Below are 17,223 nucleotides of genomic sequence, written 5' to 3' on the forward strand. Positions count from 1 at the left end.
CCCCCGTGGATGTGTCTGGTCCAGAAGTGCACTTTGTCAGCAGGCTAGCACAGCCATCTGGTTTCGCCAGAGCCGCGAGGCTTCGACCTTTGCAGCATGGCCGGTTCTGTGGTTTGGCTGGACAAGCAGGAAGGACATTTGAAATGGCTCAGAGCGAACGCGAAAAGATGGCGGCCGGCGCCTGGTACAACTGCGTCGATGCCGAACTCGACGCACTCCGCGCAGTGGCGGCCGACGCCGTCTTCGAGCACCGCTCGCTACGGCCCGTGGAGCGCGGCGATATCGCGCCCCGGCTACGAACGTTGCTCGGCTCGGCGGGTGAGGGCGCTCGCATCGAAGCGCCGTTCCACTGCGCCTACGGTTTCAACATTCATCTGGGCGAGGGCGTGTTCCTCAATGCCGGCTGCACCATCCTCGACACGGCAACCGTCAGCATCGGCGCGGGCACGATGTTCGGCCCCGGCGTACAGATCTATTGCCCCGAGCACCACAAGGACCCGGTCCAGCGTCGCGCCGGCCTGGAGATTGGCCGGCCGGTCACCATCGGCCGCAATGTCTGGATCGGCGGCAGCGCCATCTTGCTGGGCGGCATTGAGATTGGCGACGACGCTATCGTCGGTGCCGGCTCGGTGGTGACGAAAAGAGTTGCGGCCGGCGCGACCGTCGTCGGCAATCCGGCACGGCTGATTTTTGGATAGAGAAACTATTATTCCTGTCATTGACAGCGCCCCTGCGCGCCGCCATATCGTGAGGCGTTAATGTTCTCAGGGCGGGGTGAAAGTCCCCACCGGCGGTAAGGGTTTTCGAACCCAAGCCCGCGAGCGCTTTCCGGTAACGGGAGGGTCAGCAGATCCGGTGCAACTCCGGAGCCGACGGTCATAGTCCGGATGGAAGAGAACGAACGGGAAAGCGGAGGCGCAAGCCGCCGGGATTCCGTCTCGTGCGTCCTGATTCTGGTTCGAAACGGAAGGATGGACCCATGAATCAGCAATCCCCGAAAGACTTCGATACAACCCGCGTCGCCGTGATCCGTGCGCGCTGGCATGCCGACATCGTCGACGAATGCGTGAAAGCCTTCAGCTCCGAGATCGAGACGCTGTCGGACGGCTGCTTCGCAGTCGATGTCTATGACGTGCCCGGCGCCTACGAGATCCCGCTGTTTGCCAAGACGTTGGCCGAGACCGGCCGCTACCAGGCGATCCTCGGCACCGCCTTTGTCGTCAATGGCGGCATCTACCGCCACGACTTCGTGGCGCATGCCGTGCTCGACGGCATGATGAATGTGCAGCTTCAGACAGGCGTTCCGGTGCTGTCGGCGGTGCTCACCCCGCACAATTACCACGACAGCGCCGAGCATCACCGCTTCTTCTTCGACCACTTCAAGGTCAAGGGCAAGGAAGCCGCCAACGCCTGCGTCGAACTGCTCAAGGCACGCGCCCTGGTCGCCGCCTGAAGTGATCGCACCGACCCGGCCCTCCTCTCAGGGGAGGGCCGATGGCCCCTGCGATGGCACGTCGCACCGGAAGCCAGAAGCTGGCCCTATGCTTCGGAACGCTGCGGTTGCAGGATGCGCAAAGCATCATGCAAGGGGGCTGACATGTCGTCCATTCCACTGCCACTCAAGGGGGCGTGCCGCTGCGGCCGCGTCGAGATCGAGGTGTCAAAAGCGCCGATCTGCACCGCGGCCTGCCATTGTCCCGGCTGCCAGAAGATGTCGTCCTCGGCCTATTCGCTGACGGCGATGGTTCCGGCAGACGGCTTTGCCGTCACCCAGGGCGAAACCGTTGTCGGGGGAGCACATGGGGAGCAGTTGCACCACCAGTTCTGCGACCATTGCAAGACGTGGATGTTCACCCGTGTTGCCGGTGTCGACTGGTTCGTCAATGTGCGTCCGACCATGCTGGAGGATGCCACGTGGTTCCGGCCCTTCATGGAAACCTATACCAGGACGAAAATGCCCTTCGCCGCGACGGGGGCTGTCAGGAGCTTCGACGAATTCCCCGAAATGGAGGAGCTTGAGCCGTTGTTGCACGAGTATCTCGCCTGGGCGGAAGCGGGCGAGACCTAAGGTGCCCGGCGCGCCAGCGGCGCGAAGCTACTCAGGCCGAGCCAGGCCTGCATGGCGTGGGCGATCTTGTCATCGCCATCGAGCTCCAACCGACCGGAATCGAGTTCTTGGTTGAGTTTGGACAGGCCCATCCAAACCGATGTCATGCTGCGCAGGGATCCCCTGACCTCGAGGTCGATGTCGAAGCCGGGGTCGGAATTGCAAAGGTCGACTGTCCCGTCGGCGACCACCAGCCACCAATTTTGCTGCGCTTTCGCCACTTCGGGGTACAGAAAGTGAATCGTGCAGCGTTTTGGCGGCAGGGGCTGCGGGTTGAGGTTGCGGCGCATGTCCCACATCAGGAGCGAAGGGTCGAGATTCCTGAGGGTTAGCTGGGATTCCACCCAGCGATGGCCCCAGTCGCCAAGGCCGAGAATGATCGGCCGCAAATCCTCTCCGGCCTCGGTCAGCCGGTATTCGACGCTGCCCGCGCCGCCACGCTCGGTCTGGATCACGCCAGCGCGCTCAAGTTCCTTCAGCCGCTTGGACAGCAGAGCCGGTGACATGCGTGGCACGCCGCGGCGCAGATCGTTGAAACGGCTCGATCCCATCAGCATTTCGCGCACGACCAGCGTTGTCCAGCGGGTGCACAGCACTTCCGACGCCATCGAAACCGGGCAAAACTGGCCGTAACCGCCGCGATCGCTCATCTCGCACCATTCGCAGGAGACCCGGCCTTATAGCGCAAAAGCAGCATGCTCGCACCTAGCCCATAGGGACGATCGGCTCGGCCGGCGATTCACTTCCTGAACTGGACCGGGGCGGCCCTTGGCGCGATCCTTGGCTCTGACCTGCCGGTCAACAGGAGACGACTTGATGAGAAGTCTTGATAACGCTGCGCTGGCACGTGCCGGCGTGACTGGTGCAATGCCGATCGATGTGGTCGCTGCGGCTAACGACCTGGTTCCAGCCCTGTCCGAGCGGGCGCGGCAGTTTGACGAGGGCGACATCTTCGTCGCCGACAATTATGCGCTCTTTAAGAAGGCCGGCCTCACCAGCGCTGGCGTGCCGCTCGAACTGGGCGGCGGCGGTGCCGACATCGCCGAGCTTGCGGAAATGCTGCGTATCATGGCGCGGGCTTGCGGCTCGACAGCGCTCGCCTTTGCCATGCACACGCATCAGGTGGCCATCCCCGCCTGGCGCTGGCGCCACCAGAAGGTCGCTGCCGTCGAACCGCTGCTCAAGCGCGTCGCTGCCGAAAACCTGATCCTGCTGTCGTCAGGCGGGTCCGACTGGATCGGTGGTTCAGGCAAGGCCGAGAAGGTCGAGGGCGGCTACCGCATCACGGCGCGCAAGGTCTTCACCTCAGGTGCTGCCGCCGGCGACATATTGATGACCGGGGCGATCACCTGTGCCGACGACGGCAGCGAAAAGGTGATCCATTTCGGCGTGCCGATGCGGGCGCCCGAGGTTCGCGTGATGGACAACTGGCGCACGCTCGGCATGCGCGGCACCGGCTCGAACGACGTCGTCATCGACGGGCTGTTCGTGCCCGATGCGTCGGTCGCCTTTTCGCGCGCGGCGGGCCACTGGCATCCGGTGTTCCAGATCATCGCCACAATTGCCTTCCCGCTGATCTACGCCGTCTATCTTGGCATAGCCGAGAGCGCCCGCGACATTGCTGTCGAGATCGCCAGGAAGAAGCCGGCCAGCGAGACCGTACTCAACCTTGCCGGCCGCATGGACACCGCCCTGCGCGCCGCCCGGATGGCGCATCGTTCGATGATCGAGGAGGTCGGGCGCAACCGCCCGTCGGCGGAAAGCGTCAATGAGGTGATGATCGGCCGTGCGCTGGTCGCCAGCCATGGGCTCGAAGCCGTTGAACTGGCAATGGAACTTGCCGGCGGCTCGTCCTTCTACCGCGACAAGGGCCTTGAACGCCGCTTCCGCGACATGCAGGCCGCGCGCTTCCACCCACTTCAATCCGGCCCGCAGGCGCAATATGCCGGGGCTATGGCGCTTGGGCTTCCGGTCGACACGATCTTCTGAACATAACTCCCAAGACAATCAGCCGTCGCGACCAGTCGCGGCGGCTGATATGTAGTGTTCGAGCCTTTCGCAATGCGGTACATCTGCACACGTGCATATTCCCGCGAAGTCGGTTCCGGCTATGGTTAGGCTTCGATCCGCACCCGCTGATCCAGTGTCAGACCCATGTCCGGGCCAACGGTCCTTGCCTCGCGAATGAGTGCCACGACCTCGTTGCGGTAGACCATGCCGGTGTGATCGAACGGCAAGCCCCTGAGGTCCATGCTTGGGATCTGGCCGGGCACTTCGCCGCCGATCGGCTTGCCGTTCCAGGTTTCGCCAAAACCGCCCAGCGCGACGTAGGTGTTGAACGCAACCTTGAACTGCCGATCGAGGACGTCCTCGATCGGCTTGCCCGCGATCGTGATGGCCGTCGCCGTGGCCTCGATGGCAGATGCGTTCAGCTTGATCGTGTAGCGCAGGGCGGAAGAGAAATGCAGGAAGCCGCGCGAAACGAAGGCTGAAGTGTCGACCTTGCTCACTTCTTCCGGCCGCAGCACACGCTTGGCGTTGCTCTGGAGCATGTCGCGGATCTGGGCGCCGGTCATCGTGGCCACGTGCACGCCGTCGGCATAAGGCATGACATCATACCACTGGCGGAAGCTGAGCGGTCCCTGTGGCAGACCCGAGGTGATGCCCGAAGCGTTGAACAACGCCACGTCGATGCGGCCGCCGGGGAAATCCTCCGAACGCCTGACCAGCGCGTCGTTCATGAAATTGGCAAGCGCGGTCTCGCCAACATAACGATCGGCGAAGGTGCGTTCGTTCGAAACGAGCGTGTCGTCCGGAACCTGGCCGATGACTTCGTTCAGCCTCATGTCGAGCGCCTTGATCAGCGGCGCCACATGCGTCTGTTCGAAATCGACGTCGTAGTCCGCTTCCTGTTCGAAGGTCTCGTAGCCGGCCTCGCCAGCCTTGACGCGCTGGTCGCGCGCCTTGGTGGGACGCAGGCCGACCGAAGTGAACCAGCCCTTACGGCCGTTGTCGCTGCGGATCGATATGGCGATCTCGCCGAGATAGGCGCCATGGGCCTGCGCCTGCGTGATCAGCACGCCTTCGACAACATTGTCGGTGTCGATACCCTCGGCGTTGAGCTTGGTGTGGGTATGGGCGCCGATGATGACGATCGGCTTGTCCGTCAGAGGGGCGATGGCCTGGGCGATGGCGAAGTCGCCTTCGCCGACGGTGCGGGCGGTGCCCGCCTTGCCGCTCTTGTGCTGGTCGCCGCCATAACCGCAGTGCGACAGCACAACCACGATGTCGGCGACCGACGCCACCGCCGGCAGCACGTTGCGCACAGCTTCGAGGGGGCTGGCGACCGCAAGCTTCGGGTCGGCGGGCTGGCCGACGCGCGTGTCGACGGATGTGGTCAGGCCGACGAAACCGATTCGCAGTCCCTTCGCCTCGCCGATCACGGCGGCGAAGTAGTCTTCGTCACGCTTCAAGTCCGAGGAACCATGCACGTTTGCCGACAGCAGCGGGAAGCTGGCATCGGTCTCGATGCCCTTCTTCAGCACGGCAGCGCCACGGTCGAATTCATGATTGCCGAGCACCGCGACATCCACGCCGCCGGCGGAATAGACGCGGTATCCGGCGTCGGCGATGAACTCGTCCGGCGACCATCCAAGCAGTTCGTCGAAGATCGATCCGGTGTGATCGTCGCCACCGGAAACAAACAGCACCACCTCGTCGGCGACGGCGTTGGCGCGTGCGTCCTTCACCTGCTTGACCATCTGCGAGAAGACGTGGGTGTCGCCCTTCTTCGCGTGCATTTCGGTGATGTGGTTGTGCAAGTCGTTGAAATGCATCAGCCGCAGCAAGCGGCGTTCGCCCATTTCCAGCCCTGACATGGGGACGGCCGCGCCCGTTTCGGTCACGATCGCCTTGATCGGCCCGGCCAGCGGGTCGCCCTTGAGCAGGTAGAGCTTTTCAAAGGCGCCGTTCGAATTCGGCGTCGCGGCGATCATGGCAAGTTCACCAGCCGCAGGCGCTGCTTGCGCGCGGAAAACGATGTAGGGAGATATGGCTGCTGTAGCAGCCAGCGCTGCGCCGCCTTTCAGCATCGAACGTCGCGAAAGGCTGCCTTTATGCGTAGTCATGTAGTCTTCCTTGCTGGTCCCACGCGACATGCGTGGACTCATGGCGGGCAGGCCTAGAGTGACCACATGACAGTGCGATGAAGCTCCTGGGAACTAACAGGTTTCCTGCACTGCGTGCCGCAACGACAAGATCGGGGATGGTGCAGCCAGGTTCCGTATGCGTGGCAGCGTCTTTCTCTCGCTTGACCCTCACGCGACGTGAGGGACTACTCATCCGGTCCTGCGGAGACATGGTCGGATGACGGCATATGCTGTGGGTGAACTGGCGCGGCTTGCTGGCGTGACGGTCCGGACGCTGCGCCATTATCACGACATCGGTCTGCTCAAGCCCGTTTTTTGTCGGCGCGAACGGCTATCGCAGCTATGGCGAAGAACAACTGCTGCGGCTGCAGCAGGTGCTCATCCACCGCGAACTCGGCATTCCGCTCGGCGAGATCGCTGCCATCCTCGATGCGCCCGGTCAGGCAGCAGCGCCGGCGGATGGAGGCCGAGGCAAGCCGCTACCGCCAGCTTGTCAGGACGATCGACCGCACGATCGCCAAACTCGAAGGAGATCGCGCGATGAAACATGCCGAACTGTAAAAGGGCTTTTCCGAAAAGCAGACGGAACTTGAGGACTGGCTGGTCGAGCGTTACGGCGAGCCGATGCGCAAGGCAGTTAGCCATGCGCCGAAGCTCAGCGCAGAGCAGAGCAACGCGATGGCCGAGCTGCGCGACATCGAACAGTCACTGGCGTCAGCCATGAAAAAGGGCATCGTGCCCGAGGCGCGCGAACTCGACATGCTGGTCGAGCGCCACCACCGCGCCGACATCTACGACCATCCCGACTTCGCCCGGCGCTACGAGGAGCTTGCGCCGGGCCTTGCCAGTTGGCTGCCCACGGCGATGAAGGCCTGGGCACGACGCAAGGCCGCCTGAAGTCGTAGAGCACGCGCCTGTTGGGACTTGCGCCAATGACGGCGATGGGCGTTTCGAGGAAAGCGATGCGCCCGAAAAAGAAAAGGGGCGGGGCCTTGCGGCCTCGCCCCTCCGTCTGGGTATGACGCCCCGAACTCAGAACAGTCCTTCGATCTGGCCCTGTTCGTTGAGGAAGATCTTCTCGGATGACGGTGCCTTGGGCAGGCCGGGCATTGTCATGATCTCACCGCAGATGGCGACGATGAAGCCGGCGCCTGCTGCCAGGCGCACTTCACGCACCGGCACGACATGGTCGACAGGGGCACCCCTGAGGTTCGGGTCGGTCGAGAACGAATACTGCGTCTTGGCCATGCACACCGGCAGGTGGCCGTAGCCGGCCGCTTCCCAGGCATGCAGCTGGTCACGCACCGACTTGTCGGCGATGGCCTCCGAGCCGCGGTAGATGCGCTTGACGATGGTGTCGATCTTGTCGAACAGCTTCATGTCGTCGGGATAGAGCGGCGAGAACTGCGAGGCGCCGCTTTCGGCCAGCTGCACCACCTTGTGGGCGAGCTCCTCGATGCCGGCCGACCCCTTGGCCCAGTGCTTGCACAGGATCGCTTCCGCACCCATCGAAGCGACATAGTCCTTCATCGCCGCGATCTCGGCGTCGGTGTCGGAGACGAAGTGGTTCATCGCCACCACCACAGGCACGCCGAACTGCTTGACGTTCTCGATGTGGCGGCCAAGGTTGGCGCAGCCCTTCTTCACCGCCTCGACATTCTCCTTGCCGAGCTCTTCCTTCTTGACGCCGCCATTCATCTTCATCGCGCGCACCGTCGCCACGATGACGGCAGCCGCCGGCTTGAGGCCGGCCTTGCGGCACTTGATGTCGAAGAACTTCTCGGCACCCAGATCAGCGCCGAAGCCGGCTTCGGTGACGACATAGTCGGCGAGTTTCAGGGCGGTGGTGGTGGCGACCACCGAGTTGCAGCCATGCGCAATGTTGGCGAAGGGGCCGCCATGGACGAAGGCCGGGTTGTTCTCCAGCGTCTGCACCAGGTTCGGCTGCACCGCGTCCTTCAGAAGCACCGCCATGGCGCCGTCGGCCTTGAGGTCGCGGGCATAGACGGCGGTCTTGTCGCGGCGATAGGCAACGATGATGTCGCCGAGGCGCTTTTCCAGGTCCTTGAGGTCGGTTGCCAGGCACAGGATCGCCATGACTTCCGAAGCGACGGTGATGTCGAAGCCGGCCTCACGCGGAAAACCGTTGGCGACGCCGCCGAGCGAGCAGTTGATCTGGCGCAGCGCACGGTCGTTCATGTCCATCACCCGGCGCCAGACGACGCGGCGGGTGTCGATGCCGAGCTCGTTGCCCCAGTAGATGTGGTTGTCGATCAGCGCCGACAGAAGGTTGTGGGCGGTGGTGATGGCGTGGAAGTCGCCGGTGAAGTGGAGGTTCATGTCCTCCATCGGCACGACCTGGGCATAACCGCCACCGGCGGCACCGCCCTTGACGCCGAAGTTCGGCCCGAGCGAGGCTTCGCGGATGCAGACGATGGCCTTCTTGCCGATGCGGTTCAAACCGTCGCCGAGGCCGACGGTGGTCGTGGTCTTGCCTTCGCCGGCCGGCGTCGGGTTGATCGCGGTGACCAGGATCAGCTTGCCGTCCTTGTTCTTGCGCGCATTGGCAATGAACTCGGCCGAGATCTTCGCCTTGTCGTGGCCATAAGGCAGCAGATGCTCGGTCGGAATGCCGATCTTGGCACCGACCTCCTGGATCTGCTTCTTCTTCGCCGCACGCGCGATCTCGATGTCGGTCTTGAATTCGGCCATGACGGCTCCTCCACAATGTTTGTTCCAATGGCGCGACGGCCATCGCAGTCGCCGCCATAGAAGCGCGACATCGCCATCGCCTGCCGTCTCAAAACAGCCGCCCAATGCACGGATTGCGACAGGGCAGGTGAGTGAATAGGGAGCAGCGAATAGCGAGTGGAGAGGAGCCGCGACGCGCGGAGCGCGCCTCTCACCACCACTCCCTATTCGCTATTCGCCATCCCCTTACCTGCTCAGCACGTTGCTGATCTCGACCAGGTTCGAACGGACGCGCAGGATGTAGAAGCCCATGGTGATCAGGTGCGAGGGCATGAACCAGCCGTTTTCAGCACCATTGGAGATGATGAAGGGCTGGATGTTGAGGGCGGCACGAGTCTGCTGCTCCATCGTATCCCAAAGATTGTCGAGGTTGCGTGTCTTAAGCACGTCCTCAAAATCGGCATGGGTCGCCTTGAGCAGGCCGTAATAGCCGTAGAGCTGGCCATAGGCGAACCAGAAGCGGTCGTCGGCGCGCGGGTCGAACCAGCCATTGTTGTAGTTCTCGGCGCGGTCCTTGAGGATCGCCGACGTCGCGCCGATATCGTTCGAAATGCGGTCGATGAACTGGATCAGATTGTCGGCGCGGGCGTCGAACACCGCCTGGCACTTCTCGAGGCGGCCGTTGAAATTGTTCAGGCTCTTGATCGCCGAGCGGTAGTAGCTTGGGGTCGGCGTCTTGGGGCCGAACGGGGTCAGGCCGAAATACCAGGTGTATTCGTCGAACTGCATGTTGCCACGGGCGTCCTGCAGATCGGAATCGACCTGGCTGGTGCCACGCACGCGGCCGAGATTGTCGGCCAGTTCGGTGGTCGTGCGGCGGATCGCCTGGTTGATGCCGCGCTGGAACGAAGCCTTGTTGTCGAGGAAAGGCGTGTGATCCCAGGACAGGCCGAACAGGCCGGTCTTGTACAGGACCATAGACGAGATCCAGGCATTCTGGTTAACGTTGAGGTCGATCAGTTCAGCGGAGATGTCGGCGATCGCCGAACGGCCGCAGGTCTTGGCAGTGTCGGTGCCGCCGCCGGCGACAACCTGCTCGCCGGCCGAGACATTGCGGTTCTCGAAATTATGAGTCGCTACATAGTCGGGGTTGAAGTTGGTCCACACCTGGGTGTTCCAGCCAAAGTAGCCATACAGCGCCACAAGCCCGACGACAGCGCCGCCAACTAGCGTCTTCAGGACCCATCCGCGCTGGACGAACCAGCGCCAGGCCCAGATGAACGGCAGCAACAATATGCCGATGACGAAGCCAAGGCCCCTACCGATCAGCTGAAACATCCGGGTGAAGAAACTCACGATCGGATCAAGCATTTGGAATCCCCTCAGTCGGTCAGGCCGTAGAGCTGTGCGCGGAACGCCGCCTTGTCTTTCAGATATGTGGTTTTCAATGTGTCGACAACATTGGATCGCCAGGTCTCGTTGAGCTCTTCATAATCCTTGTAGAAGCCTTGCTTGTTGAAGACATAACGCGAGACGAAATCCGACGGCACAAATTCGGAGATCAGACGGTTGGTCAGCCAGGCGTCGGGATGGTCGGTCTTGGCGCGCACCACCAGGAAGCGGTGCAGCGGAAATACCTCTTCCAGCCGCAACTGGCCGAGCTGGGCGATCTCGCGCTTGGCGGCATTGAGAAAGGGGAAGGTGCCGTCACGGTTGATCGCGTCGGCATGGCTGTGGATCCAGGTCTGCAGCCAGACCTTGTCGACCTTGCCGATGTCGCGCTTCGGCTCGGCCTCGCGGATCAGGGCGCGCACAGCCATTTCAGCGCGGTGCTCGAGATAGCCCGAGCTTTCGATCCACGAGGCGCGGGGCAGGTCGAGCCGGCCGGTCGACGCCAGGAACTTGAACACCTTGTCGGCGTCCTTGATCGAGAGATAGCTCACCTGCCATGGCCGCGAGCGGCGGAAACCAGGCGCCGACGGATCTGATATGACCGTTGTCACATCAGGGTCGACGAAGACGTAGAGCCCGCCGAAATGGCTGGTCCAGAAGGCGTTGTGGCGGAAGATCACCTGGTCGGGCACCAGCGCGTTCTCACGGATATCGCCGCAGACCTTGGCAAGTTCGACCATGCGCTGGAGCATGGCATCGTCGCGCCAGGCCTCGGGCTCCTGCTTGAGCTTGTCGACAAGCTTGCCGAGCTCGGCCGCCTTGCCGAGCACATCCTCGGCCGACAGCACGCGGAACTCGACCTGGTTGATCGACAACAGGTCTTCGATGTCCTCGACCTTGGACACCGAATCCTCGATCTCGCCGTAGATGACGTCCTTGATCGTCAGCGCGTCGATGGCGCGCTGGTTCTTGGACATGAATTCGAACAGCAACTGCGAGGTGTTGGAGAACGCCGTGTGAACCACTGGCAGGTCGATCTGTGACGGCGTCAGAATGATGAAGCGGCGGTTGACCTCGTTAGGGTCGAGATACTGATAGTCGCCCAACTCCTCGGCGATTTCAGGCGAAAAGCCGGTGCGGTCGATCTGAAAGCTCTGAAGCTTGGTCGCCGGCAAACCGAAGGCGGTCAACGCCTTGTTGTAGCGGTCGATCAGATGCGGTTCGTCGACCAGCAGGAGACGGCCGTAGATGAGTTCGTTGTCGCGTAGGAGGTCCATCTAGACACCGAACCAAAGAAGCAATGCAAATATGTAAGCTGTCGCCAGGCAGATTAGATTTGTGACAAATTTTGCAAATATATCTGCGGCTTCGCCGTAGAGCTCAATATTCTTATTTTTAACATTCAAGCTTCTAGATTCGTATTTTATCCTGTATCGAATTCCTGCGATATTTTTTATCGTGGGGAAGTTCAAATATAAGGTTATCAGTATCGCCTGTGTCCAGAGGACATAGATATCACACACCTCGACGCGCTCAACGAATCTTGGAAAATGCCAAGATGAGCCTGACAGCCAATCAAGCATTCCACAGCCCCTTCGCTTTCAGCTCTTCCATCTCCTTCGCCGCGCGCTCGCGCAGCCTTGCGTCGCGCAACAGCTTGGACACGGCGGCATCGTCTGATTTGTCGGAGTAGCGGAATTCGCTGTCGGCGTAGCGGTTGATCTCCTGCATCACCATGTCCATCGAGAACGGTCCGCGCAGTTCCTCGATCATCGCCTTCTTCTCGTCGTAGCCCTTGTGCATGAAAGCCTCGGGTTTTTCGAACCATTCGTCAGGCAGCTCGATGTCCATGGCGCGCATCTTGATCGCGTCGGTGACGTTCTTGATGGCGCGACCGGTGAAGCGTGGCTCGGCTTCTTTGATCATGTGCAAATAGGTGCCGACGTCGGCCAGCGTCTTGGGCGCGCCATTGTCCTTCATGAAGCGGTCGTAGACCTTTTCCAGGCCGTCTTCCTGCGGCTTGGCATGCTCCTCATAGGCCTCGGTCACGGCGCGCTGGATCTCCTGCGCGGCATAAAGCTCATGCTCGCCGAGCGGGATCTTATGGTTCTTGCCGGCAAGCAGGACAAAGATGTCGATGTAGTCGTCGCGGGTCTGCGGGCCGTCGACCAGCCAGCGGGCGCCGGCGCGCTGGCGCAGCGCATCGTCGACATTCTCGGGATAGTTGGAGAACATGCCGAAGGAGCAGTTGCCGCGCACGACCGTGCCGGCACCGGCGAATGCATCCATCAGTACGCCGGTGATTTCCTGCTGGCCGGCCGACGCCCGGTCGTCGGAGCGCTTGGCAGCCACCTGGTCGATGTCGTCGATGGTGCCAAAGCCGATGGCGCGCGGGTTGAGCACGTTGTTGATGAACTGGCGGCAGTTCTGGCCAGACTTGCCCTGGTAGGACGAGATCTGGTCGACGCCGAAATTCTCGTAGGCGAAGGGATAGCCGGCGACCTGGCAGTAATTGTTGACCAGGCCTGCGATCATCTGGATCAGCGTGGTCTTGCCGGTGCCCGGTGCGCCGTCGCCGATGAAGGTGAACAGGAAGCCGCCGAGCTCGACAAACGGGTTCAGCTCGCGGTCGAAATCATAGGCCATCAGCATCTTGGCCAGCCGGACCGACTGGAATTTTGCGATGTGATTGCCGACCACCTCCTGCGGCTTCTTGAAGGTCATGACCAGCGGCTTCGACTTCTTGCCCGGCGCCACGTCGAAGCCGTCGAGGGTGAAGTCGTCGGCGTCGATGCGGATATGGGCGTTCTCGAAGGCGCCGATGCCGTCGAAGCGGCCCTTGCGCTGCAACAGGCCCTCGATGGCTGTGCGGGCAAAGGCGCGACCGCGCGTCAGAAGGTCGGCATCGTCCTTGGCGCCCGACAGCGCTCGGTCGAGGCCGGAGACGATCGACTTCACCGCGTCCTGGGGCGTGTCGAACAGGAAGTCTGGTTCGCTGACGTCATTGGGCGCTTCGCCGTCGCTGTCGATCAGCTGGGCAAGGTAGGAGGCGAGCGTGAAGCCGGCGACATAGGCCGACGCCGACAGCAGCTTCTTGAAATGGCTGGCCTCGTCGCCTTCGAGCGGGCTGCGCGCATTCTTGGCCTGCAGCGCCTCCAGATCGGTCGAGCGCGAGAACACGTCCGAAACGGCAAGCGCCACCGCAATGCTGCGGCGGGCGCGAAACAGCAGCGTGTGCTGTGGGATCGACATCAGTTGGTCGTCGGGGCGGATCGCCGTGACGGTCTTCTGCAACTCGACCTCGCGCGTCTTGCGGATCGAGCCGGCCGAAACCGTCGAGACGAAGCGCCTGTTGGTGCCGGCAAGCGCCGTACCAGATTGGCCGGAGGAATCCTCCAGCACGACGATGCGAGTGATGAAGCTCTGCGCCGTGGCGCGGTGCTTTTCGATGTCGGCTTCGGAAATCGTGGTCAGGCCGGTGTCCATCAGATTTCTCCCGCTATCAGTGTTTTAATCCTGCAAGGGCTTCCCCCACTCCGTCTCGCTGCGCTCGGCACCTCTCCCCTCTCCGGAGGGAGAGGAACGGCGCGAGGCCCGATGGCGGTCTTTGCTCTCCCCCGTCGAACGGGGGAGAGGTGTCGAGGCGAAGCCGAGACGGAGTGGGGGTCGACCGCCTTGCTCTCAGACATCCGAGATCACCTGTCCCTTCGACAGGATGTGCACCTTGTAGCCGCCGAAGATCTTCTCGGCTTCGCCGGCGGCGTAGAGCGCCTGGTAAGCCTCGTGCGGGATCAGTGCGTGTTTTTCGTAGCTCGAGACGCCCTGGCGCGCGGCCTCGAGGTCGTCGGTGTTGATGAAGAACTCCTCGCTCGACGGCTCGCTCGACCACAGGCCCTTGCGGCCGGGTTTCTCGGCCTTGGAGTAGACCTCCTGGATAGTCCAGGTCAAAAGCCAGGCGTTTTCGGCCTTGCGCACTTTCGACAGCACCTCGCTGACCGTCGAATTGTGCTCCGTGATGCCGGCCGAATAGAACGGGCCCAGCACCATCCGCCTGAGCTGCTTGGGGTGCAGGACGGGAAAATCCTTGTCGAGATTGGTGGCGACTGTCAGCGGTGACAGCGAATAGGCCGAGTTCTTCTCGGTGAAGTCGTCGAAGCGGTGGGCGAGATCGGGGTTGAGCAAGCCGTCGACCGGCAACGGGATCTCGATCCTCTCGTTGAGCCTGCCGCTGTCGGTGTCGACGAGCTGCTCGACCATCGCCTCCGACGAATCCTCGACGGTCGCCATATAGATCAGCGGCAGGTTGGCAGTGCCGTCGAAGTTGCCCCAGTGGACGAGATAATAGGGCCGCATCGACTTTGGATTGACCGACACCTTGGCAGTCTGCGCCAGGATGAAGGGCGAGAAGGTCGAGCCGTCCTTGACGTCCTCGAGATAGAGCCGCTCGGCCATCGAGCGCTGCAGCGCCTCGGGAAATTCCTTGTGGCGCAGGATGAAGTCGGCCATCTCCTCGCGCAGTTCGCCCGGTGGTGGGATGCTGGCCAACCGCTGCGCCGCCGTCTTGCGGTCGTTTTCCAGTTCGAGCACGTTCTGGAACACCGGGAAGCCGCTCTCGGCGCGCGAAATCTTGAAGGTCTCCATGAAGCCGAGCCGGTTGCGCCAACAGGCGAAGGACCGTTCCAGTCGCGAGATATAGGCCGCCGCCACCTTCGCCACGATGCCGTGCCGGTAGAGCGGCGAGCGGTCGTCGCGCATGAAGATTTCAAGCCCGCTGAGCGCCGCCGCAATCGCGTCGAAGTAGCGGACGGCTGGGTCGTCTGTGGGGGTCATGGGCAAATTCTCGAATGCATGGGCTCGACGTTGCCCCCCTCTGGCCTGCCGGCCATCTCCCCCACAAGGGGGTAGATCGGCTGTCGCGTTTCCTGTCGCCCGAACTTCATCGCCGAATACTGGCGAAGCGCCAACCACCTCCTAATCTCCCCCCTTGTGGGGGAGATGGCCGGCAGGCCAGAGGGGGGGCGCGACATTGCGGATGCTTGCTAGGTTACGGCTGCACGTAGTCCGAAGCGTTGTGCTTCTTCAGCACCTCGTCGAAGCGGCGGGCAAACGCGTCGTCGGCCAGCTTCTTGCGGCGCTGGATGTCGGCCGTCGCCACCATGTTTTTCTCGTGCAGTTCGAGCAGGTCGCCGATGTGCTTCTGGGCGGCGGCGCCGATGCCGGCCATGGTCTCTTCGGCGGTGTTGTCGACCTTCGAGCCCAGCGTGTTGATCTTGTGGGCAACGTCCTGCTGCGCTGCCGTCTTCAGCGAGTCTTCCAGCGCCTTGTACAAGACGATGCGCTGCTCGGTGTCGATGGTCAGCTTGTTGATCAGCGTCGCCTGCGCTGCGATCTGGTTGTTCAGCGAATCGACGAAGGTCTGGAACATCGAGGTATAGCGTTCGAGCGTCTGGCTCTCGGCCAGGATTTCCTGCTCCTTGGCCTGCTTCTCGTTGTATTCGGTGGCGAGCTTGGAACGCTCGGATTCGAGCTCGGTGCGCTCCTTCTGGCTGGTCGAGGCCGCGATCTTGTTTTCGATGTCGAGCAGAAGCGGGTTCAGCTCCTCGATGCGCTTCTGGGTCGCTTCGAGGTTTGACATCGTCACCTTGCGGCGCTCGATCACCTGGGAAAGGCTGGCCTCCGAGGTCTTGTAGCGCTCGTCGAGGACCTGCTTCTGCGCCTTCAGGATGCCGACGATGGTGTCGGACTTGACCAGCAGTTCCTGCAGATTGCCGGCCAGCGACATGTTGCGCACGCGGTCGGTGCGCATGCGCTGCTTGCTGGAATCGGAGAAGATGCCGACGAAGGTTTCCCAGCCGGTGAAGCTCTTCATGCTCTCGAATTCCGAACCGAAGACGTTGGTGGCGTCCTCAAGTCCGATGATCAGGTCGGCGATGTTGCCTTCCATCACCTTCTGCTGCTTCAGCACGTCCTGGATGCGCGCGTTCTCGATGTCGAAGTCGGAGGCGCCGATCTTGGCGTCGGTCGTGGCAATCTTGTCGAGCACTGTGCCCGACTGCTCGATCTTGCTCCGCATGTCCTCCACGACCTGCTTGGTCTTGGCGATTTCGGCATCGAAATTCTGCAGCGTTGCCATACGTTCCTCCGGTGTCGAATGCGGGACAGTGGCGCCGAATATATGTGGCGCATCTTGCGATTGAAAGACACACAGCCGCGGGCGAAAGCAATTATGCCGGGGCTACTTAGCTTGGTGTGGCAAATCCGATGAAGTCGTCGGGCTGGGCGCGGCCCATTTCCTCTTCCCAGTGGCGCCGACACAAGGAGACGTAGACGTCCTTGCCGATCGCCACCTGCTCGCCCTGGCGGGCGACCTTGCCGTCCGGGCCGAGCCGCACGACCATCGTCGCCTTGCGGCCGCAGCGGCAGATCGTGCGCACCTCGCGCAGGTCGTCGGCGATGGCGAGCAGCGCCCGCGAGCCCGAGAACAGATTGCCCTGGAAGTCGGTGCGCAGCCCGTAGCACATGACGGGAATGCCCAGCCTGTCGGCGACGCGCGCAAGCTGCCAGACCTGCTCTTCCTCGAGGAACTGCGCCTCGTCGACAAAGATACAGTGGACGGTCGTGTGCTGGTGATGCTCGGCGATGCGGGCATAGAGGTCGTCGCCGCCGCGGAACATCTCGGCGCCTGCTTCAAGCCCGATGCGCGAGGAGATGTAGCCGGTGTCGCCCTTGCGGTAGTGGCCGGCGACAAACAGCATCGTCGTCATGCCGCGCTCGCGGTAGTTGTAGGACGCCTGCAGCAGCATGGTCGTCTTGCCGGCATTCATCGTGGCGTAATGGAAATAGAGCTTGGCCATGGTTCTTCTAATCAGAAGCCGTCGGGCGCGG

14 protein-coding genes, 1 pseudogene and 1 riboswitch are annotated in these 17,223 nt (G+C 62.3%); of the genes and pseudogenes, 6 read left to right on the forward strand and 9 right to left on the reverse strand.

Annotation, left to right across the window (positions count from 1 at the left end):
- Positions 1 to 143 precede the first annotated feature (143 nt).
- The 3 genes from N7E70_RS11145 to N7E70_RS11155 all read left to right on the forward strand — a co-directional run bounded on the left by N7E70_RS11145 (position 144) and on the right by N7E70_RS11155 (position 2,068).
- A complete protein-coding gene (locus N7E70_RS11145) occupies positions 144 to 698 on the forward strand; it encodes a sugar O-acetyltransferase (protein ID WP_263006377.1) in 555 nt (184 codons plus the stop codon).
- Positions 699 to 756: 58 nt separating this feature from the next.
- Positions 757 to 903: riboswitch (FMN riboswitch) on the forward strand.
- A gap of 76 nt (positions 904 to 979) precedes the next feature.
- Positions 980 to 1,453: a 6,7-dimethyl-8-ribityllumazine synthase gene (locus tag N7E70_RS11150; protein WP_263006378.1), complete on the forward strand. Its 474-nt coding sequence runs from the start codon at positions 980 to 982 to the stop codon at positions 1,451 to 1,453.
- Between the two features lie 144 nt (positions 1,454 to 1,597).
- Positions 1,598 to 2,068, forward strand: a complete 471-nt coding sequence (locus N7E70_RS11155) for a GFA family protein (protein ID WP_192315040.1) — start codon at positions 1,598 to 1,600, stop codon at positions 2,066 to 2,068.
- On the opposite strand, the gene N7E70_RS11160 is transcribed toward N7E70_RS11155, so the two are convergent.
- Complete coding sequence (locus N7E70_RS11160; RefSeq protein WP_067959258.1) at positions 2,065 to 2,757, reverse strand: winged helix-turn-helix transcriptional regulator; 693 nt, start codon at positions 2,755 to 2,757, stop codon at positions 2,065 to 2,067. The genes N7E70_RS11155 and N7E70_RS11160 overlap by 4 nt on opposite strands.
- A gap of 217 nt (positions 2,758 to 2,974) precedes the next feature.
- On the opposite strand from N7E70_RS11160, the gene N7E70_RS11165 reads away from it, so the two are divergent.
- Positions 2,975 to 4,096, forward strand: a complete 1,122-nt coding sequence (locus tag N7E70_RS11165) for an acyl-CoA dehydrogenase family protein (RefSeq protein ID WP_331461938.1) — start codon at positions 2,975 to 2,977, stop codon at positions 4,094 to 4,096.
- Positions 4,097 to 4,221: 125 nt separating this feature from the next.
- Here the strand turns inward: N7E70_RS11165 and N7E70_RS11170 are convergent, their stop codons facing one another.
- Entirely contained in the window at positions 4,222 to 6,234 is a 2,013-nt protein-coding gene (locus tag N7E70_RS11170) for a bifunctional metallophosphatase/5'-nucleotidase (RefSeq protein ID WP_263006380.1), read from the reverse strand.
- A gap of 238 nt (positions 6,235 to 6,472) precedes the next feature.
- Here N7E70_RS11170 and N7E70_RS11175 point away from each other — a divergent pair.
- Together N7E70_RS11175 and N7E70_RS11180 are read left to right on the forward strand one after the other, a co-directional pair.
- A pseudogene (locus N7E70_RS11175) lies at positions 6,473 to 6,529 on the forward strand (hypothetical protein); the annotation flags it as partial.
- A 350-nt stretch (positions 6,530 to 6,879) separates the two neighbouring features.
- Positions 6,880 to 7,152 carry a TipAS antibiotic-recognition domain-containing protein gene (locus tag N7E70_RS11180; RefSeq protein ID WP_263006381.1) on the forward strand — a complete coding sequence of 91 codons (273 nt, stop codon included), beginning with the start codon at positions 6,880 to 6,882 and terminating at the stop codon, positions 7,150 to 7,152.
- A 135-nt stretch (positions 7,153 to 7,287) separates the two neighbouring features.
- Here N7E70_RS11180 and N7E70_RS11185 read toward each other — a convergent pair whose 3' ends face one another.
- The 7 genes from N7E70_RS11185 to N7E70_RS11215 all read right to left on the reverse strand — a co-directional run bounded on the left by N7E70_RS11185 (position 7,288) and on the right by N7E70_RS11215 (position 17,192).
- Positions 7,288 to 8,967: a formate--tetrahydrofolate ligase gene (locus tag N7E70_RS11185; RefSeq protein ID WP_263006382.1), complete on the reverse strand. Its 1,680-nt coding sequence runs from the start codon at positions 8,965 to 8,967 to the stop codon at positions 7,288 to 7,290.
- Between the two features lie 225 nt (positions 8,968 to 9,192).
- Positions 9,193 to 10,317, reverse strand: coding sequence for a DUF2333 family protein (locus N7E70_RS11190; RefSeq protein WP_067959273.1), 1,125 nt, complete (start codon positions 10,315 to 10,317; stop codon positions 9,193 to 9,195).
- 11 nt (positions 10,318 to 10,328) lie between these two features.
- Positions 10,329 to 11,615, reverse strand: coding sequence for a DUF6638 family protein (locus N7E70_RS11195; protein ID WP_263006383.1), 1,287 nt, complete (start codon positions 11,613 to 11,615; stop codon positions 10,329 to 10,331).
- Positions 11,616 to 11,913: 298 nt separating this feature from the next.
- Positions 11,914 to 13,824, reverse strand: coding sequence for an ATP-binding protein (locus N7E70_RS11200; protein WP_263006384.1), 1,911 nt, complete (start codon positions 13,822 to 13,824; stop codon positions 11,914 to 11,916).
- 195 nt (positions 13,825 to 14,019) lie between these two features.
- On the reverse strand, positions 14,020 to 15,168 hold the full coding sequence (locus N7E70_RS11205; RefSeq protein ID WP_263006385.1) for a hypothetical protein: 1,149 nt from the start codon (positions 15,166 to 15,168) through the stop codon (positions 14,020 to 14,022).
- Between the two features lie 214 nt (positions 15,169 to 15,382).
- The gene (locus N7E70_RS11210) at positions 15,383 to 16,471 is read right to left on the reverse strand and encodes a hypothetical protein (RefSeq protein ID WP_067959283.1); all 1,089 of its coding nucleotides are present in this window, start codon (positions 16,469 to 16,471) and stop codon (positions 15,383 to 15,385) included.
- Between the two features lie 106 nt (positions 16,472 to 16,577).
- The gene (locus N7E70_RS11215; RefSeq protein WP_067959286.1) at positions 16,578 to 17,192 is read right to left on the reverse strand and encodes a thymidine kinase; all 615 of its coding nucleotides are present in this window, start codon (positions 17,190 to 17,192) and stop codon (positions 16,578 to 16,580) included.
- Positions 17,193 to 17,223 lie beyond the last annotated feature (31 nt).

It is taken from the genome of Aminobacter sp. NyZ550 (assembly GCF_025628925.2).
GTDB lineage: Bacteria > Pseudomonadota > Alphaproteobacteria > Rhizobiales > Rhizobiaceae > Aminobacter > Aminobacter ciceronei.